The 20,727-nt window shown below is 72.9% G+C and carries 19 protein-coding genes; 10 read left to right on the top strand and 9 right to left on the bottom strand.

Features of this window, described 5'->3' with window-relative positions; genetic code table 11:
- Positions 1-20 precede the first annotated feature (20 nt).
- On the top strand, positions 21-2,237 hold the full coding sequence (gene rho, locus ADL15_RS06900; protein ID WP_067685853.1) for a transcription termination factor Rho: 2,217 nt from the start codon (positions 21-23) through the stop codon (positions 2,235-2,237).
- 133 nt (positions 2,238-2,370) lie between these two features.
- A complete protein-coding gene (locus ADL15_RS06895; RefSeq protein ID WP_067685851.1) occupies positions 2,371-3,540 on the top strand; it encodes a nitric oxide synthase oxygenase in 1,170 nt (389 codons plus the stop codon).
- Between the two features lie 285 nt (positions 3,541-3,825).
- Here the strand turns inward: ADL15_RS06895 and ADL15_RS06890 are convergent, their stop codons facing one another.
- From ADL15_RS06890 to ADL15_RS06880, 3 genes are read right to left on the bottom strand one after another with little or no spacing between them, the layout of a single operon-like run.
- Positions 3,826-4,446, bottom strand: coding sequence for an RNA ligase family protein (locus ADL15_RS06890; protein ID WP_067685849.1), 621 nt, complete (start codon positions 4,444-4,446; stop codon positions 3,826-3,828).
- A 12-nt stretch (positions 4,447-4,458) separates the two neighbouring features.
- Positions 4,459-5,355 (bottom strand): phosphatase domain-containing protein, encoded by an 897-nt coding sequence (locus ADL15_RS06885; protein ID WP_067685847.1) that lies wholly within the window; start codon positions 5,353-5,355, stop codon positions 4,459-4,461.
- Positions 5,352-6,428 (bottom strand): RNA ligase, encoded by a 1,077-nt coding sequence (locus ADL15_RS06880; protein WP_067685845.1) that lies wholly within the window; start codon positions 6,426-6,428, stop codon positions 5,352-5,354. The genes ADL15_RS06885 and ADL15_RS06880 overlap by 4 nt, the downstream gene beginning before the upstream one ends.
- 199 nt (positions 6,429-6,627) lie before the next feature.
- On the opposite strand from ADL15_RS06880, the gene rpmE reads away from it, so the two are divergent.
- Together rpmE and prfA are read left to right on the top strand one after the other, a co-directional pair.
- Positions 6,628-6,852: a 50S ribosomal protein L31 gene (gene rpmE, locus ADL15_RS06875; RefSeq protein ID WP_067685842.1), complete on the top strand. Its 225-nt coding sequence runs from the start codon at positions 6,628-6,630 to the stop codon at positions 6,850-6,852.
- Positions 6,853-6,963: 111 nt separating this feature from the next.
- The gene (gene prfA / locus ADL15_RS06870) at positions 6,964-8,055 is read left to right on the top strand and encodes a peptide chain release factor 1 (RefSeq protein WP_067685840.1); all 1,092 of its coding nucleotides are present in this window, start codon (positions 6,964-6,966) and stop codon (positions 8,053-8,055) included.
- Here the strand turns inward: prfA and ADL15_RS06865 are convergent.
- From ADL15_RS06865 to ADL15_RS06850, 4 genes are read right to left on the bottom strand one after another with little or no spacing between them, the layout of a single operon-like run.
- Positions 8,039-9,340 carry an outer membrane protein assembly factor BamB family protein gene (locus ADL15_RS06865; RefSeq protein ID WP_067685838.1) on the bottom strand — a complete coding sequence of 434 codons (1,302 nt, stop codon included), beginning with the start codon at positions 9,338-9,340 and terminating at the stop codon, positions 8,039-8,041. The genes prfA and ADL15_RS06865 overlap by 17 nt on opposite strands.
- A 3-nt stretch (positions 9,341-9,343) precedes the next feature.
- Positions 9,344-10,654, bottom strand: coding sequence for an outer membrane protein assembly factor BamB family protein (locus ADL15_RS06860; protein WP_067685836.1), 1,311 nt, complete (start codon positions 10,652-10,654; stop codon positions 9,344-9,346).
- The gene (locus ADL15_RS06855) at positions 10,651-11,928 is read right to left on the bottom strand and encodes an outer membrane protein assembly factor BamB family protein (RefSeq protein WP_067685834.1); all 1,278 of its coding nucleotides are present in this window, start codon (positions 11,926-11,928) and stop codon (positions 10,651-10,653) included. The genes ADL15_RS06860 and ADL15_RS06855 overlap by 4 nt, the downstream gene beginning before the upstream one ends.
- A gap of 1 nt (position 11,929) precedes the next feature.
- Entirely contained in the window at positions 11,930-13,426 is a 1,497-nt protein-coding gene (locus tag ADL15_RS06850; protein ID WP_067685832.1) for a GGDEF domain-containing protein, read from the bottom strand.
- A gap of 84 nt (positions 13,427-13,510) precedes the next feature.
- On the opposite strand from ADL15_RS06850, the gene prmC reads away from it, so the two are divergent.
- The 4 genes from prmC to ADL15_RS06830 are packed head-to-tail and all read left to right on the top strand — an operon-like array spanning position 13,511 to position 16,645.
- On the top strand, positions 13,511-14,383 hold the full coding sequence (prmC, locus tag ADL15_RS06845; protein ID WP_083970970.1) for a peptide chain release factor N(5)-glutamine methyltransferase: 873 nt from the start codon (positions 13,511-13,513) through the stop codon (positions 14,381-14,383).
- A 36-nt stretch (positions 14,384-14,419) separates the two neighbouring features.
- The gene (locus ADL15_RS06840; protein WP_067685934.1) at positions 14,420-15,064 is read left to right on the top strand and encodes an L-threonylcarbamoyladenylate synthase; all 645 of its coding nucleotides are present in this window, start codon (positions 14,420-14,422) and stop codon (positions 15,062-15,064) included.
- 1 nt (position 15,065) lies between these two features.
- Positions 15,066-15,659, top strand: coding sequence for an arsenate reductase/protein-tyrosine-phosphatase family protein (locus tag ADL15_RS06835; protein ID WP_067685830.1), 594 nt, complete (start codon positions 15,066-15,068; stop codon positions 15,657-15,659).
- A 17-nt stretch (positions 15,660-15,676) separates the two neighbouring features.
- Complete coding sequence (locus tag ADL15_RS06830; RefSeq protein WP_067685828.1) at positions 15,677-16,645, top strand: L-threonylcarbamoyladenylate synthase; 969 nt, start codon at positions 15,677-15,679, stop codon at positions 16,643-16,645.
- A 256-nt stretch (positions 16,646-16,901) separates the two neighbouring features.
- Here the strand turns inward: ADL15_RS06830 and ADL15_RS06825 are convergent, their stop codons facing one another.
- Positions 16,902-17,285 carry a RidA family protein gene (locus ADL15_RS06825; protein WP_067685826.1) on the bottom strand — a complete coding sequence of 128 codons (384 nt, stop codon included), beginning with the start codon at positions 17,283-17,285 and terminating at the stop codon, positions 16,902-16,904.
- A gap of 103 nt (positions 17,286-17,388) precedes the next feature.
- Entirely contained in the window at positions 17,389-18,855 is a 1,467-nt protein-coding gene (locus ADL15_RS06820) for an SDR family oxidoreductase (RefSeq protein WP_067685824.1), read from the bottom strand.
- Positions 18,856-18,938: 83 nt separating this feature from the next.
- On the opposite strand from ADL15_RS06820, the gene ADL15_RS06815 reads away from it, so the two are divergent.
- A complete protein-coding gene (locus ADL15_RS06815; protein WP_067685822.1) occupies positions 18,939-20,228 on the top strand; it encodes a serine hydroxymethyltransferase in 1,290 nt (429 codons plus the stop codon).
- Positions 20,225-20,707 carry a hypothetical protein gene (locus ADL15_RS06810; protein ID WP_083970969.1) on the top strand — a complete coding sequence of 161 codons (483 nt, stop codon included), beginning with the start codon at positions 20,225-20,227 and terminating at the stop codon, positions 20,705-20,707. Before ADL15_RS06815 ends, ADL15_RS06810 begins: the two co-directional genes overlap by 4 nt.
- Positions 20,708-20,727 lie beyond the last annotated feature (20 nt).

The raw sequence follows: 20,727 nt of genomic DNA, 5'->3' as shown, positions 1-20,727 counted from the left end.
TTTCCGACGGAAGGAATCCATTGAGCGACACCACCGACGTGACGTCGGGTGTTTCTGACGTCGCTGACGGCGCCGGCACCACCGCGACCGCCACGAAGCGCCGCCGCGCCGGCACCGGGCTGTCCGCGATGCTGCTGCCCGAGTTGCAGAGCCTCGCCGCGTCCCTGGGCATCTCCGGCACGGCCCGGATGCGCAAGGGCGAGCTGATCACCGCGATCACCGAGCGGCAGAGCGGCGGTTCGGCCGCTGCTGAGCCGGCCCCACGTCCGCGGACCGCCGCTGCCGCCGCGGTGCAGCCCGCCCCGGCCCAGGTGGCTCCGGTTCAGCCGGCCCCGGCCGAGACGCCGCAGCCCGTGGCCGCCCCGGCCGTTCCGGTCGAGACCGCCCCGGCCGCCGAGGCCGCGCCGGTGACCGAGCGTCCGTCCCGGCGCAGCCGCGAGCGGGCCCGTGACACCACCCCCCGTGAGACGGCTCCTCGGGAGACGGCTGTTGCGGAGGCCGCTCCGGTCGCCGCCGCGCCGGTCGCCGCGGTGACCGAGACGGCTCCGGCCGACACCACCGAGCGTGCCGAGCGGAGCGAGCGTCCCGAGCGGGGCGACCGCAACCGCGACCGGCAGCGCACCGAGCGCGCGCCGCGCGACAGCGAGCGGACCGACCGGACCGAGCGCACCGATCGTTCCGAGCGCACGCCGCGCGACGGCGAGCGCACCGAGCGGATCGAGCGTTCCGAGCGCACCCCGCGTGACGGCGAGCGGACCGACCGGACCGACCGGACCGAGCGTTCCGAGCGCACCCCGCGCGACGGCGAGCGGACCGAGCGGTCGGACCGGCCCGAGCGCGGCGAGCGTCCGGACCGGACCAACGACCGGACCAACGACCGGACCAACGACCGGGGCCCGCGCACCGAGCAGGCTCACGACGACGACGACGCTGACGGCGAGGGTGGCCGCCGGAGCCGGCGCAGCCGTTTCCGGGACCGTCGTCGCGGTCGTGACCGTGACGACCCGCGGGACAACACCAGCCCGCGCGAGGGTGGCCAGCGGGACGGCGGCCAGCGCGACGGTGGCGGCCGCGAGCCGCACGTCTCCGAGGACGAGGTGCTCGTCCCGGTGGCCGGCATCCTGGACGTGCTGGACAACTACGCGTTCGTCCGGACCACCGGCTACCTCTCCGGCCCGAACGACGTCTACGTGTCCATGTCGCAGGTCAAGAAGTACGGCCTGCGCCGCGGCGACGCGGTCACCGGCGCGGTGCGCTCCGCCCCGCGTGACGGCGGCAGCGGCGACCAGCGTCGGGACAAGTACAACCCGCTGGTCCGGCTGGACACCATCAACGGGATGGAGCCCGACGAGGCCCGTCGCCGTCCCGAGTTCTACAAGCTCACCCCGCTCTACCCGCAGGAGCGTCTGCGGCTGGAGACCGAGCCGCACATCCTCACCACCCGCATCATCGACCTGGTGATGCCGATCGGTAAGGGTCAGCGCGCGCTGATCGTCTCTCCGCCCAAGGCGGGTAAGACGATGGTGCTGCAGGCCCTCGCGAACGCGATCACCCACAACAACCCGGAGTGCCACCTGATGGTGGTGCTGGTCGACGAGCGGCCCGAAGAGGTCACCGACATGCAGCGCACGGTGAAGGGCGAGGTCATCGCGGCCACGTTCGACCGTCCGCCGCAGGACCACACCACGGTCGCCGAGCTCGCCATCGAGCGGGCCAAGCGGCTGGTCGAGCTGGGCCACGACGTCGTCGTGCTGCTCGACTCGGTGACCCGGCTGGGCCGGTCGTACAACCTGGCCGCGCCGGCCTCCGGCCGGATCATGTCGGGTGGTATCGACTCGACCGCGCTCTACCCGCCGAAGCGGTTCCTCGGCGCGGCGCGCAACATCGAGAACGGTGGCTCGCTCACCATCCTCGCGACCGCGCTGGTCGAGACCGGGTCGATGATGGACACGGTGATCTTCGAGGAGTTCAAGGGCACGGGTAACGCCGAGCTCAAGCTGGACCGGAAGATCGCCGACAAGCGGGTCTTCCCGGCCGTGGACGTCTCCGCCTCCAGCACCCGTAAGGAAGAGATCCTTCTGGGCAAGGAGGAGCTGGCGATCATCCACAAGCTCCGCAAGGTGCTCAGCTCGCTGGAGTCCGGCGCTGCCCTGGACCTGTTGATGGACCGGCTCAAGCAGACCCGGACCAACATCGAGTTCCTGATGCAGATCGCCAAGTCGACGCCTGGCGAATAAACACCCGAAAACGACGAGCCCCACCCGATCGGGTGGGGCTCGTCGTCTTTGTCGCACACGTTGTCTGATTCGCCCCGTACGGGGTCGTGCGAACCTCCGGTATCCCCATCCCTCAATAATCCGGAGGCTCCCGATGATCGTGCCTGGTTACCGGGACCATCCCACCGAGACGTGGGATCCCGACGCGCCGGTCGACCCGGGTGAGGCGGAGGACTTCCTGCGCCGCTGTTACACCGAGAACCCCCGTCTCGGGCCGGTCGAGCCGCGGCTGGCCATCATCCGCGCGCAGATCGCCGCGACCGGCACCTACGTGCACACCCCGGACGAGCTGACCCACGGCGCCCGGATGGCCTGGCGCAACGCCGGCCGGTGCATCGGCCGGCTCTACTGGCGCAGCCTGCACGTGCTGGACCGGCGCCGGGCCCGGACCGCCGACGAGATCTACTCGCTGCTGGTGCAGCACCTGCAGACCGCCGGGGAGACCCAGATCCGGCCGGTGATCAGCATTTTCGCGCCGGCCCGGCCGGGTCAGCCGTACGCCCGGGTGTGGAACGAGCAGCTGATCCGGTACGCCGGCTACCGCACCGAGAGCGGCGAGGCGGTCGGCGATCCCCGGCTGCGCGAGTTCACCACCGCGGTCCGGGCGTTCGGCTGGCAGGGCAAGGGCGAGGCGTACGACGTGCTGCCCCTGGTGATCGAGACCCCGGCGGACGGGATCCGGCTCTACGAGCTGCCCGAGCGCGCCATCCGTGAGGTGCCGATCGGCCACCCCGACTACGCCTGGTTCACCGAGCTGGGACTGCGCTGGCACGCCGTCCCGGCGATCGCCAACATGCGGCTCACCGTCGGCGGCGTGCACTACCCGCTGGCGCCGTTCAACGGCTGGTACATGGGCACCGAGATCGGCGCGCGCAACCTGTCCGATCCCGATCGCTACGACATGATCCCGGTCATCGCGGCCCGGATGGGCCTGGACACCACCCGCGAGTCCACCCTGTGGCGCGACCGCGCGCTGGTCGAGCTGAACATCGCGGTCCTGCACAGCTTCGAGCAGGCCGGCGTCAAGATGAGCGACCATCACACCGAGTCACGGCGCTTCCTCAAGCACCTCAGCAACGAGGAGAAGGCCGGCCGCCCGGTCCCGGCCGACTGGAGCTGGATCGTGCCACCGATGTCCGGCGGCATCACCCCGGTCTTCCACCGCTACTACCAGGAACTCGACCTGCGCCCCGCGTTCTACCTGGACGAGGACGCGGCGTCGCTGGCCCGCGAGGGCATGCGCGGCTGTCCGCACCGCCCATGAAAAAACCTTATTCGGTACGAATACGGAGCGACCGTCCGCAGGCTACAAGCCGCGTCCCGTGCTGGTCTCGCGCGACGTGATCCCGCCACCGGACCGCAGCGCGCCACCGGGTTGTTCAGCTGGCTCTGACGGCCCTTATCGCATCGCGATAAGGGCCGTCAGGCCCAGCCGGGACGGTAAGTCGCGTCATGGTCCGGAGCGGTCGCGGCCTCGCGGAAGCCTCACGGGCGGGACTCGGCTCGTAGCCTACGGACGAGCGCCGGACTGTTCGTACCGAAAAGGGGGTCAGGCGAACTCGTTGAGGGCGAAGTCGTCGCGGTGGCGCCAGGCGGCCGGGGTGCGGACGTGGTCGGCGCGGACCCACTTGAGCACCTGGCGCTCGAACTCGGCGGCCGGGATGCGGCCGGCCGCGCGGACCACAAAACCCTCCGAGGAGTCCGTGTCGCGCATGCCCGGCCAGGCCGCGCGGGCCTCGCTGAGGCTGCCGCCGCGGTAGAGGACCGGGACCATCGGCAGCTCCAGCCGCCGCGCCCAGTCGACGGTGTCGTCCCAGCCCAGCAGCGTGTCGGTCTCGTCCCAGATGCCGAAGACCAGGAAGACACCGGGCAGATCCGCGTAGGCGACGCTGCGGCGGGCCCACATGGACTCGCCGCAGACCCGCCAGGCGTCCGGGATCCGGTACGCCGTCATCGCCCACAACGCCTTCGCCGGCCGGTCCCACGGGTGGGTGCCGGAGTCGGGGGAGCGGGCGTACATCGCGTCCCGGGTGAAGGTGAGGTTCCCGCCGTCCATCTTCTCGGTCACCACGAGCTCGCCGTCCAGCCACGACAGATCCGATTGGACCCGGTCATCGTCGGAGGCGCCCGGGGAATCGGGCAGATGGAACGTCCGCGGATACTTCCTCACCTGACACTCACCTCAGAAGTCCCCTTCCGCCACCTGGAACACCGTCAGGCCGAGCGCACGCCACATACGTACCACCTGCTGGCGGTCGTCGAAAACCCCGACGACCCGCCACCGGTCCCGGATCTCGGTATCGAAGATCTCCCGCTTGACGATCGAGTCCTTGCGGCTGTCCCCTTCCGGTCGCATGAACAGAGCCTCGTACGGCACGCCGACGAACAGCTCCAGCCACGCCTCGGTCTCCTCCCGGCACACCGCGTCCCGCCCGGAGCAGAAGACGATGGCGTGCCCGGCCGCGTGCATCGCCCGCACCGCCGCGATCACCGACGGATTGGGGGCGTCCTCACCGACCCGGCTCCAGTCGTACGGGCTGCGCCCGGCCATCAGCGCGACCGTCCCGTCGATGTCCACCAGCACCACCGGCGGCAGCTCCGGGTCGGCCTGGTAGACCACCCCGGGGCCACCCGGGTCCACGAACGGCACCGGCAGCGGGGTGTTCTTCCCGGCCAGATAGCGCTCGTGCATCCGGCGGATGCCGTCCTCGCCGACCCGTTCGTCCTCCGGCCGGTCGGCGTCGCGCCGCAGGCACTCCTCCAGCGGCACGTCGGTGAAGTCGTGCACCTCGAACGACGCGCCGAACCGGGCGGCCATCTCGGCCCACTCCCGGACCACCTTGGCCCGCAGGTTCGTGTCGTCGACGATCACCGACGCCCGGGCGCGCAGCAGGGCCTCGACCGCGGCCCGCTGCGCGTTCGTCACCTGCGCCTCGGCCCACTGGGTGAACAACCGCTGCCCGTGCAGCATCCGCCGCAGGTCGTCGCGGTTGACCCGGACCACGCCCGGCTGCAGCTTGCGGGCGAACGTGGTCTTCCCGGACGCGGGCAGGCCCCGCGTGATCAAAAGTCGTGTCATTCCTCGGCTCCTCCACCAGCGGCCCGGACCGCGTCACCCGACGGCCGCACCCGCTGCCACAGACCCGGACGGTAATCATGACCGTCCAGGCGCTGGAACAACTCGCCCCGGTGCGGCGTGCGCACCGCCGCGAGCGCGAACTCCTTGCGGCCCCACCCGTCGGGCAGCCCGGCGACGAGCTCGGCGTAGGCCACCTCGACCGCGGCGGCCCGCGCGTCCACCTCGGTGGTCAGGCCGTCGGCGATGCCCCGGGCCCAGACGTGGAACTCGTCGGGGAGCGGTTCGAGCAGGGCGTCCAGGTTCTGACCGTTGGCCAGCAGCTCCCACACGGTACGAGCGGTGAGCCCGGTCACCAGCCGGTGCAGCCGCACGTAGTCCGCGTACTTGATCTTCACGCGCTGATCGGCCTCGGTGAAGTGCACGACCAGGCCCTCCCGCCCGTCGCGCGGGGGAGCGGCGAGCGCCTCGGCCAGCGTCGCGTACCCGAACGTCTCGACCGCCGGACCCGGCCAGCCCGGGACAGCGTCCGGGCCGTAGGACCGCCCGGTGGCGATGTCCACCGCGCCGAGCAGCACCAGGTCGTCGAGCCCCTGGTAGTCCACGACGATCCGGTTGCCCGGATAGATGATCTCCACGAGCACGGTCGTCCCGGCCGGCGGCACGAACGACGCGTACCGCGTACGCAACAGTGCGGTCGCATGGATCGCCTGGTCGGAGGCGAACGACCCCCGCGTCGCGACGGCGAAGCCGGAGCCGTCGTGATAGATCACACCAAGGCTGCCATCCGCCTTGTCCGTCACCGTGACCTGCGCGGACGGGTCGAGAGCCGGCGCCTGCGGCTCGGTGTGATTAAAGAATTTGTCGAAGGCACGTGCCACGATCCGCCCGTCGGCGTCCGCGATGAGACCCCGGCAGGCCAGCGTGACCGGGCTCCACGAGCCGGTGTACTGGCAGGCCTCGGTGTAGTTGTAGATCGTGAACGGCAGGCTCGGATGACGTTGCAGCCGGACCATCCCGCTGTCGATCGCCTCGGCCAGCGCGGCCGGATCGAAGACGTCGTGGAGCAGCGTCATGACAGGTGCCTTTCGGGTGCGGGAATTACCGGCGGAGCGCTCACGTTATCGACCACGAAACCGTTTGCACCTCCTGATTTCCGGCCGGTACAGGGGGCATGGCAGACTGGTACATCGGCCAGTAGGGGTTCCGGTTCACGTCTTCCCATCCGCGGCAGGCGACCCGGCGGCCCGTTTCATCGAGAGGGACCGAGTAGACATGAAGAGCGGAATCCACCCGGAGTACACGACCACCGAGGTCATCTGCTCCTGCGGCAGCACCTTCTCCACCCGCAGCACCGCCAAGGGCGACGAGATCCGCGTCGAGACCTGCAGCGCCTGCCACCCGTTCTACACCGGCAAGCAGCGCGTTCTCGACACCGCGGGCCGGGTTGCGAAGTTCCAGGCGAAGTACGCCAAGGTCAACGCCGCGAAGAAGAAGTAACTGCTTCAACGGCGCCCGTCCCGGAATCCGGGGCGGGCGCCGTTCGCGTGTGGTCCGCTTTTCCAGACTTGGAGAGGCGTGTGGTTCGCTTTTCGCTGACTGGAGAGACCGATGAGCACCGACCGCCTGACCGCGCTTCTCGACGAGTACGCCGATCTGGAGAAGCGGATGGAGGACCCGGCCATCCACGCTGACCAGGCGCTGGTCCGCCGGGTCGGCCGGCGATTCGCCGAGCTCGCCCCGCTCTACACCGCGCACGCCGAGCTGGAGGCCGCGCGCGCCGACCTGGCCGCCGCCAAGGAGCTGGCCGCCGAGGACCCGGCGTTCGCGAGCGAGGTCGAGGCGGTCGCCGCCGTCCTCCCGGCGCTGGAGGAGAAGCTCGGCGAGATGCTCATGCCGCGCGACCCGAACGACGCCAAGGACGTGATCGTCGAGATCAAGGCGGGTGAGGGCGGCCAGGAGTCCGCGCTGTTCGCCAGCGATCTGCTGCGGATGTACACCCGGTACGCGGAGCGCCACGGCTGGGTGGTCGAGGTGATCGACCTGCAGGAGTCGGACCTCGGCGGCGTCAAGGACATCTCGGTCGCGGTGAAGACCAAGGGTGTGCCGGCCGGCGGTCACGGCGTCTGGTCCCGGATGAAGTGGGAGGGCGGCGTGCACCGGGTGCAGCGCGTCCCGGTCACCGAGTCGCAGGGCCGGATCCACACCTCGGCGGCCGGCGTGCTGGTGCTGCCCGAGGCCGAGGACGTCGAGGTGCACATCGAGCCCGGCGACCTGCGGATCGACGTGTATCGCTCGTCCGGGCCGGGTGGCCAGTCGGTCAACACCACCGACTCCGCGGTCCGGATCACCCATCTGCCCACCGGCACCGTGGTGAGCTGCCAGAACGAGAAGAGCCAGCTGCAGAACAAGGAGTCGGCGATGCGCATCCTGCGCTCCCGGCTGCTGGTCCAGCTGCAGGAGGCCGCCGACGCGGTCGCCGGTGACGCGCGCAAGGCCCAGGTCCGTACGGTGGACCGCTCGGAGCGGGTGCGGACGTACAACTTCCCGCAGAACCGGATCACCGACCACCGGATCGGCTACACGGCGTACAACCTCGACCTGGTGCTCGGCGGTGAGCTGGACGGGGTGCTGGACGCGCTGGGCGCCGCGGACCGCGAGGCCCGGCTGGCCGGGGAGACCGAGCTCAGCCGGCGTCAGTGACGGTCAGCCGGTTGTTCTCCCGGCCGCAGACCAGGTAGCGCCGGACCGTCTCGCAGCCGGTGGTGATGCCGGGCATCGAGCCGATCAGCCGGGTCCGGCCGGTCGCCGGGTCGAGCAGCGAGACCGCGGTACGCAACTCCGGGTACCCGGCGGCGCGGGTCACCAGCAGCTCGCCGCCGGGGCGTTCACCGCCGAGCACGCTGCCCGGGATCTGCGGGCCGATCGCCGTGCCGGTCAGGGCGTCCACCACGGTCGAGCTGGTGGTGTCGGGCCGGGTGACCATCAGGCGCCCGCCGCCGATCGGGTATGCGTCGGCCCGCGGCAGCTGCCACCGCGCCCGCCCGGTCGCCGGGTCCAGCCCGGCCAGCAGGCCGGCGTGCAGCGTGCAGAGCACCGGGTGGCAGTCGTTCAGGATGACGTCGCTGTCCGGCCAGGTGATCCGCCACAGCTCGGCCAGGGTGTCCGACCGGTACGCGGTCACCGAGGTGGTCGTGCCGGGCACGATGTCGTAGAACCGGCCGTCGCGGACCAGGGCCATCCAGGGCGGCTGGTCCCGGGCGCCGACCTTGCGGGTGGCGAGCGGGACCCCGTCGGCGTACCGCAGCGCGGTCATCGTGCCGGACGGGGTGATCGCGATGAGGTCACCGGTCCCCGGCGCGTCGGCCGGGGGCAGCACGAGCGAGGCCGGTGCGATCGGGTGCTCCCAGACCGGGGTGCCGTCCGCGGCCCGGAGCAGGTGCAGCCCGACCACCCGGGCCTGCTCGTCCCAGTCGGCGAACAGGGCGGTCCCACCCGAGGCGGCCAGCGCCTGCCCGGCGTGCCGCCAGCGGACCGCCCCGGTGCCGCTGTCCAGCACCACGGTGCTGGTGGCGTACCCGGTCGAGCTGCTGCCGGCGGTGTAGGTCCGGGCGCCGTCGGCGACGTAGATCCGGTGCGCGTCGTCGTCCGGGATCAGCCAGTTCGACTCCGGGCCGGTCAGCGTGGCCCAGCGGACCCGGCCGGTGCCCAGGTCGTACGAGGTGAGCTCGGCGCCCGCGTCGGTGACCCGGGAGAGCAGTGCCGCGTCGGCGGACAGGTACGGGTAGTCGCCGTCGCGTACCGGTATCGACCACAGCTCGTGGACGCGGGGCGGAGCGGGCGGCCCGGAGCCGGTCAGGCCGGCCGCGCAGAGCACCGCGAGACCGGCGGCGACCACCCGGGTGAGCAGGCGGTCGGCGCGGAGCTCCGGCGCCGCGCCGGGTGTGGCGGTGCGCTCGCTGAGATCGCCGAGCTCGATGGTGGCCACGGGTCAGCCGATCGCGGTGACCACGACGCGGTCCCCGCGCCGGCAGACCAGGAAACGCGCGGTGCTGCCGCAGTCGTGCCACTCGGCGGAGCCGACCGTGCCGAGCACGGCGACCCGGCCGGTCTCCAGGTCCATCCGGCTGATCACGACCTGGTCCGGGTCGTCCCGGCCGGCGCGCAGCAGGATCCGGGCGGCCGGGTCGGTGCGGTTCATCTGCCAGCCGACCGCGCTGTCGCCGAGCACCCGGCCGGTGGTCGCGTCCACCAGGGTCTCCGACGGCGGGTCGCGGTCGGTGTAGGCGAGCAGCCGGCCGGTGCCGGCCACGTTGATCCCGGCCGGCCCGGGCAGCTGCCAGCGGGACGCGCCGGTGGCCGGGTCGAGGCCGGACACCTCGGCGCCCTCGGCGAGGCAGACCACCGGTCCGCACGGGGTGACCAGGGCATAGCGGAGGGTGCGCAGGCTCCAGAGCGGGGTGTCCAGGTCGTCCGGCCGGAACGCGGTGACGGTGGAGCCGCGCCGGTCGGTCCAGGTCACCACGAGCCGGTCACCGGCGATGGTGGCCCGGGCGCTCTCCGGCCGGGTGTCGTCGGTCCAGGTGAACCCGCGGTGGGCCAGCGGCGCGCCGTCGGCGTACCGATAGATGTTGATCTCGTCGGGTGCGGTGGTGACGATCCGCGCGGGCCGGCCGTCGTCGTATTGGATCTGCGCGTCCGCGGCGCGTGCCAGCGGCCGGGTCCAGAGCACGTCGCCGGTGCGGGTCGTGACCAGCCGCATCGCCCGGGCCTCCCCGTCGTCGCCCCGGTCGGCCAGCAGCATCGTGTCGGGCGTCGACGCCAGCTGGTCGCCGGGACCGCGCCATCGCTCGGCGCCGGTGGCCGGGTCCAGCATGATCACGCCGTCCGACCACATCAGCGTGGAGCTCTGATCCTCGCCGGTGAGCATGACGGTCTTCAGCGAGCCGAGGACCAGCAGCAGGCCGGCCACCTCCTCGCTCGGCCCTCCGCCGGCGTCCAGCGTCCGGCTCCACCGGACCGTCCCGGTGGCCAGGTCGTGCGCGGTGATCTCGCCCTGGCTGCCGGTGAGATAGACGGTGTCCGTGCCGATCAGCATCGCGCCGTCCCGCGGGCCGGCGGTCGACCAGACGTCGCGGACCAACGGGGGCGGCACCGGCGCCGCGGCACCCAGGGTGAGCGCGCAGGCGATCGCGACGACCGCGACCGCGGCACGGCGGAACCCGCGCAGCGGCAGCGGCTCGGCGACCGGGTGCTCGGCGGGCTCGTGGGCCCGCACCTCGCCGAGGTCGATGACGCTCATACCGGCACTGTAGCCACCAGCATCCGGTTGTTGTCCTGGCACAGCAGCAGCCCGGCCGCGGTGCCGACGCACCGGCGCGGATCGCGGATCGACGGCAGCAGGCCGAGCGTGCGCCACGCTCCGGTGGTCAGGTCGAGCCGCACCGCGGCGCTGCGCCCGGCCGGCGACCGGGTGTCGTGCAGCAGCAGCACCGAGTCCCGGACGGTGTCGTCGGCGACCACCTCACCCGGCACGTGGGTGGCCAGCGCGCGGCCGGTCGCCGGGTCGACGAGGGTGCGGGTCGAGCCGTCGGTCGCGATCAGCAGCAGCCGGTCTGCGGTGACCAGCGCGAAACCGGCCACGTCGGTGCGCCGCCACACCTCCCGCCCGGTGCCCGCCTCGGTGGCGGTCACCGAGGCCGGCCCGGCCCGGCAGACCAGCGGGCCGCACTCGACGGCCGGCACGGTGCCGGCGTCGATCGTGCCGAGCTGCCGGAAGTCGGTCAGGTCGTACCAGGTGGAGGTGATCCCGGCGGTGGCGTACCGGTCGGCGCGGAGCCGGCCGTGCACGGCGCTCAGCAGGCTGTCGGGGGCCAGGGTGACCCGGCCGGAGGCGGACGGGACACCGTCGGCCCACCGGTAGAGGTCGATCCGCCCGTTCGTCACGGTGAGCACCCGGCCGAAGTGCCCGTCCCGGGTGGGTTCGACCAGCACGTCCCGAGCCGGCGCGATCGAACGGCGCCAGAGCGCGGCGCCGTCGGCGACCCGGACCTGGCGCAACCGGATCACCCAGCCCCGGGTGTCGTGGTCGGCGATCAGCGCGAGCCCGGCGTCGGCGGTCAGCACCGTGCCGGGCTGCTGCCAGACCGTGGCGCCGTCGGCGCTGCGCCGCGCGGTGACGGTGCCGCCGTCCCGGTTCGGGGTCGCCACACCCTGGTCGTCGACGACGAGCACCACGGCGTCCGCGGGCGAGGGCAGCACCCGGGTCAGCGGGGCGTCGCCGGTGCGCCAGCGCAGGGCGCCGGTGGCCAGGTCGTACACGGTCAGCTCGGAGGTCCAGCCGGTGCGCTGCTGGAGGACGGCGTCACCGGCGACGGTGATCTGGTCCTCGGCGGCGATCGGCGCGGACCAGAGGATCCGGCCCGGCCGGCCGCCGTGGGGCCGGGCCGAACCGGTCAGCGCGACGACGCAGAGCAGGGCCACGGCGGTGATCAGCCAGGGGCGGGGCCGCCACCGGTGCGGTGCGGTGGGCTCGTCGGTGACCGGGGCCGGCTCGCCCAGCTCGATCACCGCCATCTCAGGTCGGCTTGCGGATCGCCGCGGCGGCGGCCAGGGCGGCGCTCAGCCCGCGGCCCTTGGTGCCCACCTCGGACCAGCCGGCCGCCAGCGCGATCGGGGTACCCGGCACCAGGACCTGCCAGTTCTCCGCGGCGGCGGCGGCGCTGATCCGGCGGGACACCTCGGCCGCGTGCTGCGGGCCGGCGCCCGGCAGCACCAGGACGAACTCGTCACCGGCGAACCGGGCCGCGAAGTCGCCGCGGCGCATCACCCGGGCCAGCACGCCGGCGATCCGCTGCAGGACCAGGTCGCCGCAGTGCCGGCCGTGCCGCATGTTGACCGTGGTGAAGCCGACGATGTCGCAGACCCCGACGGCGGCGCGCTCGCCCCGGGCCAGCAGCCCGTCGACGTAGTGCTCCAGCTGGCGGCGGTTGGGCAGGCCGGTGAGCGGGTCGACGAGGGTCTCGTCGCCGTACCGGTGCGGGTCGCGCTGGGTCTCCTGGGCGTCCAGACGGGCCGCGACGCCGTCCAGGTAGCCGTCGCGGAGCTGGTCGATGCGCTGGGCGGCGAGGCGGAACGCGTACCGGTCGGCGGCGTGCGCGGCGGCGTGGTCACCGGCGCTGGCGTGGCAGATACTGCGTAAACGGGCAGGCTCCGGGGCGCCGAGCACCTCGGCCGAGACCGGGATCGCCTCCAGCATGGTCAGCGCCCGCTCCGGTTTGCCGGCCGCGATGGTCAGGCAGACCGCGCCGAGATGCCGCAGGTCGCGGGTGCGCACGCTGTCGCCGCCGCCGGTCAGCCACTTCGCGGCGTCGGCCTCGGTGGGCTCGCCCAGGGCGGCGCGGCGGGCCAGGGCGTAGCCGTAGACGGCGCGGCTGCCGGGGCGCAGCTGGTCGGTGGCGACGTACCGGGAGAGCTCGGCGTCGATGTCGCGGAGCACCCGCAGGCAGCCGTCGGTGTCGCCCTGGTGGTCGAGCGAGACCGCGTTGCGCAGCCGGATGCCGGGGGCGGCGAACACCTCCGGGGTGAGCCCGGCGCTCGCGCCGACCTCGCGGGCCTGCTCGATAGCGGTCAGCGCCTGACCGTGAAAACCCAGATATGAGTACGCCATGGCCAGGTCGTGCCAGCCCCAGGCGGTCTCCGCGTCACCCTCCGGCACCGCGGCCAGCGCCCGGGACGCCTGCACCAGGTGGGTCACCCCGCGGTCCAGGTTGCTCTGCAGGTGCGCGCCGAGGGCGGCGAACGCGTGCATCTGGCCGCGCAGGTAGGGGTCGGGCACCTCACGGACCGCCTCGGCGGCGGCGGCCATCGCGGCCGCCAGCTCCGCCACCCGGCCCAGGTTGATCAGCGCACCGAAGCGCTGCACGAGCGCGTACGCCCGGGTGGTCGGATCGGAGCTGGTGGCCAGCACGGCGTCCAGGATGGGCAGGGCCTGCGCCGAGCGTCCGTCCTGCTGCAGCTGCCCAGCCCGATGCAGATCATCGACATGTTCCGCGAGCTGGTCCAACCAACCCACCAGGCGCCTCCCACGGCCTACGGCGCGCTCGCTGGGTGACCCGGCCGATCCCCGGCGTGCGCGACGTCTCATGATTATGCCGTGATGGCGCGTGACGAACACCCCCGAGACCGTCCGGATCGGACCCGGCTGGCTCCGGAGCTGGCATCGGCGGCCGCCGAACTCGCGGCGGCCGGGGTGTCGTCGCCCCGCGTCGACGCCGAATGGCTTGCCGCACACGTCCTGGACGTGCCACGGGGCCGGCTGGTGCTCGTCGACACCATCCGGGCCGAGGAGGCCGACCGGTTCCGGGAACTGGTCGCCGGGCGGGCGAAGCGGGTGCCGTTGCAGCACCTGGTTGGCACAGCGGCGTTCCGCCATCTGGAACTCGCGGTCGGCGACGGCGTCTTCGTGCCCCGCCCGGAGACCGAGCTGCTGGCCGGCTGGGGCATCGAGCGGACCGTGCCGGGGGCGACGGTGGTCGACCTGTGCAGCGGCAGCGGCGCGATCGCGCTCTCGGTCGCCGACGAGTCGCCGGCCGGGCGGGTGATCGCGGTGGAACGCTCGCCGGAGGCGCTGCCGTGGCTGCGGCGCAACGCCACGGGACATGCCACGGTCGAGGTGCTCGAGGCCGACGTGACCGACCCTGATCTGCTGGCTGAGCTGCGTGGACAGGTGGACGTGCTGCTCTGCAACCCGCCGTACGTCCCGGTCGGCACCCCTGTCCCGCCCGAGGTGTCCGATCACGACCCGGCCGACGCGGTCTTCGGCGGCGCCGACGGGCTGTCGGTGATCCGCCCGGTGATCGCGCTCGCGGCCGCCCTGCTCAAACCGGGCGGATGGGTCGGTATCGAACACGACGACGTGCACGGCGCGGCGGTGCCCGCGCTGCTCCGCGCGGACGGCCGGTTCACCGAGGTGACCGCCCACGACGACCTCACCGGCCGCCCGAGGTACGCGACCGCCCGCCGCCAGTGAACTATCAGGTAGTCACATGGCAGACTGCATCCCGTGATGCTCTACGACTGCGCGGCCATCGCCGATCGTGATCGCGGGATCGCCGCGGCCGTCGAGGCGGCCAAGAGCGGTGAGCTCGTGGTGATCCCCACCGACACGGTGTACGGGGTGGGTGCCGACGCGTTCACCTCGCACGCGATCACCCAGCTGCACCATGCCCGCGGCTCCGACCGCCGGGTGCCGCCGCCGGTGCTGGTCGGCTCCCGCCACACGCTCGACGGTCTGGTCTACTCGCTGCCCCGGGCCGCCCGGGAGCTGGCCGACGCGTTCTGGCCGGGCGCGCTGACCATCATCGTGGAGCACTCGCCGAGCCTGCAGTGGGATCTCGGCGACACCGGCGGGGTGATCGCGGTCCGGATGCCGTTGCACCCGGTCGCCCTCGAGGTGCTGCGCGAGGTCGGCCCGATGGCGGTGACCACCGCCAACAAGCTCGGCTCGCCGTCGCCGCTGACCGCCGAGGAAGCCCGCGAGCAGCTGGAGTATTCGGTGCGCGTCTATCTGGAGGCCGGCCCGGCCACCGATCCGTGGCCCAGCACCGTCGTCGACGTGACCGGCGACGTGCCGCGGGTCCTGCGGACCGGCTCGATCCCGGTGGAGAAACTCCGCGACGTGGTGCCCGAGCTGGTCGAGGGGCAGGCCTGAGGTGGCGCCGTTCACCGTTCTACACGTCTGCATGGGCAACATCTGCCGGTCACCGATGGCCGAGCGCCTGCTCGCCCGGGCGGTCCGGGACCGCGCCGGCGACGGGACCGAGCCGCTCGTCCGCAGTGTCAGCGCCGGCACCGGCGGCTGGCACGAGGGCGAGGAGATGAACCCGCCGGCGGCCCGCCAGGTCCGCGCCCGGCGTGGCTCGACCGACGGCTTCGAGGCCCGCAAGCTGCGCGGCGGCTTCATCGACGAGGCCGACCTGATCCTCACCGCCACCGCCGACCAGTACGACTACGTGGTCGCGCTGCGCCCGGAGGCCGCCGCCCGCACGTTTGTGCTCGGCGAGTTCGGCCGGCTGCTCAACGGGGTCGACGCGGCCGCGCTGCCCGCCGGCGAGGCGAAACCCGACGCGGTGCACGAGCGCGGCACGGCCATCGTCGCGGCGGTGCACCGGCTGCGCGCCGGCGAGACCCCGCTGATCAGCGACGATCTCGACGACCCGTGGGGCCGTGGCGACCAGACGTTCCAGCGGGTCGGTGAGGAGATCGAGGACACCACGGTCCCGCTCGCCACGTTGTTGCTTCCGTGAACCCTGTTGTCGCTTCCGTGAATCCTCGTGTCATCGCACCGGACGCCGTAGGTATCGGGCGCGCCGTGGAGATCCTGCGCGCCGGCTCGGTCGTCGCCTTTCCCACCGAGACCGTCTACGGCCTCGGTGCCGACGCGTTCTCCCCGGCGGCGATCGGCGAGATCTACCGGCTGAAGAACCGGCCCAGCTGGAACCCGCTGATCGTGCACGTCGCCTCGGTCCCGGCCGCCCGCGAACTGGCCGCCGCGTGGCCCGCCGTCGCCGACGAGCTGGCCGCCCGCTTCTGGCCGGGCCCGCTGACCCTGGTCGTCCGCCGGGCCGCGCACCTGGCCGGTGTCGGCGCCGACAACGACACCATCGCGATCCGGATCCCGGCGCACGAGGTGGCGCAGCGCCTGCTCGAGGCGTCCGGCCTGCCGCTCGCCGCCCCCAGCGCGAACCGCTCCGAGTCGATCTCGCCGACCACCGCCGAGCACGTGATCCGCAGCCTGCCCGACGTGCCGCTGGTGCTGGACGGCGGCCCGTGCTCGTGGGGCATCGAGTCGACGGTGCTGGACCTGACCACCGAGGTGCCGACGCTGCTGCGCCCGGGCGCGCTGAGCCTGCGCGCGCTGCGGGACGTGACCGGGTCGATCGCGTTGCGCGACGCGGAGGCCGCGGACGGCACGGCCCGGCCGTCGCCCGGGATGAGCCGGCGGCACTACGCCCCGCGCGCCAAGGTCGTGCTGATACGGGACTTGCGGCAGGCGGATCGGTCCGGGTTGCCGGCGCCGTTGGCGACTTTGACGTACGAAGGTCAGCCCGCGACCGACAGCTCCGGAGCCGTCGAGATCCTCTCCGCCGACCCGCGGGAGTACGCGGCGGACCTCTACGCCGCGCTGCACCGCCTGGACGACGCCGGCGCCGCCACCATCCTGATCCAGGAACCCCCGCACACGGAGGACTGGCTCGCCGTCCGCGACCGCCTCACCCGCGCCGCCGCCTGACCCGCGCCCGCCCCGAGGCCACGCGATGTCGCCACGGTGCCCGGCCGCAGCGCGAGTTGCGGTCCCGGCTGGTCCCCAGGGGTGTCTCCGCGCTGCGGAGACACCCCTGGGAGCCAGCCAATGCCCGGGGCGCGGCCGGGCCCGGAGTGCCGCGGTGTGGCGCGAGACCATCAGTGAGCGTGGCTCGTAGCCTGCGGACGGGCGCTCCCTACTCGTACCGGGAAAAGATGCGGATCCGGCGGAGGTGCCTCGGTCGTCAGCGGCGGAGAGCGTCGACTTCGATCTCGATGCGCATGCGGGGGTCGAGCAGGCCGCAGACCTGCATGGTGGCGGCCGGGCGGACGTCGCCGAACGCCGCGCGCAGCACCGGGGCGCACGCCTCGAAGTCGGCCGGGTCGGGGAGCAGGTAGCGGACCCGGACCACGTCGGCGAGCGTGCAGCCGGCCTCGGCCAGCGCGGTCGCGATGGTGCGCAGGGTCTGCGCGGCCTGCTCCGCCGGGTCGTCCGCGATGGTCATCGTGGCGTAGTCGAAACCGGTCGTGCCGGAGACGTAGACGTGGTCGCCGGCGACCACCGCCCGGGCGTAGCCGTAATCGTCCTCGTAGGCGGACCCGCTGAGGATCGAGCGTCGTTCGGTCATGAGGCCAGCGTGGGGAGTTGTGGTGCGGAGCGCGCCGCAATTTCACACACTGGGCGCGGCGGTGCTGAGCGTGGGGAGTTGTGGTGCGGAGCGCACCGTAACTTCACACGCTCGGGGTGGGGGTCGACTCGGCGCCGCGGGCGATGTTGCGGGCCATGCCGTTGAAGACGACGCCGTGGAAGGGCAGGACCGTGGCCCAGTAGAGGTGGCCGGCCAGGCCGCGGGGCAGGAACACCGCGCGCTGGCGGTAGACCGAGCCGCCGGCGCCGTCCGGTTCGGCGCGCATCTCCAGCCAGGCGCGGCCGGGCACACGCATCTCGGCGCGCAGCCGCAGCAGCTGGCCGGGCACGATCTCCTCGACCCGCCACCAGTCCAGCGCCTCGCCGACCCGCAGCCGGTGCCGGTCCCGGCGGCCGCGGCGCAGTCCGACGCCGCCGACCAGCCGGTCCAGCCAGCCGCGCACCGACCAGGCCAGGGGGAACGAATACCAGCCGTTGTCGCCGCCGACGCCCTCGATCACCCGCCACAGCCGGTCGGCCGGCGCGTGCACGGGACGGGTCCGCTCGTCGGTGTAGACGCTGCCGCCGGACCAGTCCGGGTCGCTGGGCAGCGGCTCGGCGGCGGCGTCCCGGCCGGACGCGGTGGACCAGCGGGTCTCCACGTTCGCGTCACGGATCTTGCCGAGCGCTAGCCGCACCGCCTGATCGAAATCGGTCGGAGGCGGGCCGGGCAGCAGGGCGGCCAGGTCGTTCTCCCGGGCCACCGCCTCGTGCACCAGGCTGGCCACCAAGGGCCGGGCGATCGCGTTCGGCACGGGGGTGACCAGGCCGACCCAGTGCGCGGAGAGCCACGGGCTGAGCACCCGGGTGGGCAGGATGACCCGGCGGGGGAGCCCGGCGACCGCGGCGTACCGCTGCATCATGGTCGCGTAGCTGAGCACGTCGGGGCCGCCGATGTCGAAGCCGCGGTGCACGTCCGGCGGCAGCCCGGCCGCGCCGATCAGGTAGTGCAGCACGTCGCGGACCGCGATCGGCTGGATCCGGTTGAAGACCCAGCGCGGGGTGACCATCGCGGGCAGCCGCTCGGTCAGGTGGCGCAGCATCTCGAACGAGGCCGAGCCGGAACCGATGATCACCGGGGCGCGCAGCACCACCGTCGGCACGCCGCTGGCCAGCAGGATCCGGGCGACCTCGGCGCGCGAGCGCAGGTGCGGTGACGGGCGGTCGCCGGGCGGCGGCTCGGGGCCGCCCAGGTAGATGATCCGGCGGACCCCGGCGGCCCGGGCCGCGGTGGCGAAGTTCGCGGCCGCCTCCCGGTCGCGGCGCTCGAAGTCCTTCTGGCCGAGCGAGTGCATCAGGAAGTAGGCGACCTCGACGCCGTCGAAGGCCGGGCGCAGGGTGGCCGGGTCGGACAGGTCGCCCTCGACGATCTCCACCTGGTCGGCCCAGGGCACGTCGCGCAGCCGGGCCGCGCTCCGGGACAGACAACGGACCTGGTGGCCGGCATCGACCAGCCGGGGCGCCAGCCGTCCCCCGATGTAGCCGGTCGCGCCGGTGACAAGACATTGCATAACTTCAGACTGTGCCCCGAACGGGGGTGATTCAGCCATATGCTCGATCCGGCCGCGTTCGACAAGCACGGGGGAGGGCCCAGGTGAGGACGTTCTGGGGTCCGGATTTCGGCGCGTTGGAACGCGATGATCCGGAGATCGCTGATGTGCTGCTGGACGAGCTGGCCCGCCAGCGCGACACCCTGACGCTGATCGCCAGCGAGAGCTTCACCTCGCCGGCCGTGCTGGCGGCGCTCGGGTCGACGCTGGCCAACAAGTACGCCGAGGGTTATCCGGGGCACCGCTACTACGGCGGGTGCGCCCAGGCCGACCGGGCCGAGGAGCTTGCGGTCGAGCGGGCCCGGGAGCTCTTCGGCGCCGACCACGCGAACGTGCAGCCGCACTCCGGCGCGTCGGCGAACCTGGCCGCGTACGCCGCGCTGGCCGAGCCGGGCGACCCGGTGCTGGCGATGGGGCTGCCGCACGGCGGGCACCTGACGCACGGCAGCCGGGCGAACTTCTCCGGCAAGTGGTTCCACCCGATCGCGTACCGGGTGCTGCCGGACACCGAGCTGATCGACTACGACGAGGTGCGTGACCTCGCGCTGGCGCACCGGCCGAAACTGATCATCTGCGGGGCGACCTCGTACCCCCGGCTGATCGACTTCGCCCGGTTCCGGGAGATCGCCGACGAGGTGGGCGCGTACCTGCTGGTCGACGCGGCGCACTTCATCGGCCTGGTGGCCGGGCGGGCGGTGCCGTCGCCGGTGCCGTACGCCGACGTGGTCACCTGCACCACCCACAAGGCGCTGCGCGGGCCCCGGGGCGGCATGATCCTCTGCCGCGAGGAGCTGGCCCAGCGGGTGGACAAGGCGGTCTTCCCGTTCGCGCAGGGCGGCCCGATGATGCATGCGGTCGCGGCCAAGGCGGTGGCCCTCCGCGAGGCGGGCACCCCGGACTTCCAGGAGTACGCTCACCAGACCGTGCGTAACGCTCAGGCGCTGGCCAGCTGGCTGACCGCCGAGGGGATGCGCCCGGTCACCGGTGGCACCGACACGCACCTCGCCCTGCTGGATCTGCGCGAGGTGGGCGTCAGCGGCCGGGAGGCGGAGGCGCGCTGCGCCGCCGCCGGGATCGCACTCAACAAGAACGTCATTCCGTACGACCCGGAGAAACCCGCCGTGGCGTCCGGGATCCGGGTCGGCGCGCCGAGTGTCACCTCGCAGGGGATGCGGGAGGACGAGATGCGCCGGATCGCGGAGCTGATCGGGCTGGCGGTGCGGTGCGATCCGCAGACCGCCGTCGGGACGTCCCGGCTGGCCGGTATCGGCGAGGAGGTGACCGGCCTGGTGCGGCGCTTCCCCTTCTATCAGGAGCAGGAGGTTCTGGCTTGAGCGGCGTATCGCCCGCGGCGGCTGAGCAGAGTTCGGGGCGGGTCCCGGAGACGGACGACGACCTTCCGCTGCCCGACCTGCCGCCGTTGCCGAAGGACCCCCGGTGGAAGGTCGAGCACCTCGGGTTCCTCACCGTGGTCTCGTTCGCACTGCTGATGTGCGCCGCGTCGGTGGGCTTCCTGACGTCCGGCCCGGTCGCCGCGCTCGCCGCGGCCGGCGGCGTGCTGATCGTGACGGTCAGCTACAGCCTGACGACCTTGGTCGTGGCGGTCGCCGACACCATTCGCCCGGCCCTGGTCATGCCATTGGGAATGCTGACGTATGTCGTCAAATTCTCTTTGCTCGGCGTTATTCTTGCGTACGGCGTCTCGTCCGATTGGTCGGGCAAGAACGCACTCGGACTCGGCATTGTCGCGGGCGTCGTGGTCTGGACCAGCGTGCAGGCGTGGTGGGTGACCCGCCGGACCCTCCGTCAGTGACCTACGCCACCCGCATTACT

This window comes from Actinoplanes awajinensis subsp. mycoplanecinus (assembly GCF_001509495.1).
Taxonomy (GTDB): Bacteria; Actinomycetota; Actinomycetes; order Mycobacteriales; family Micromonosporaceae; genus Actinoplanes; species Actinoplanes palleronii.
This window is presented reverse-complemented; position numbering and strand designations above follow the sequence as displayed.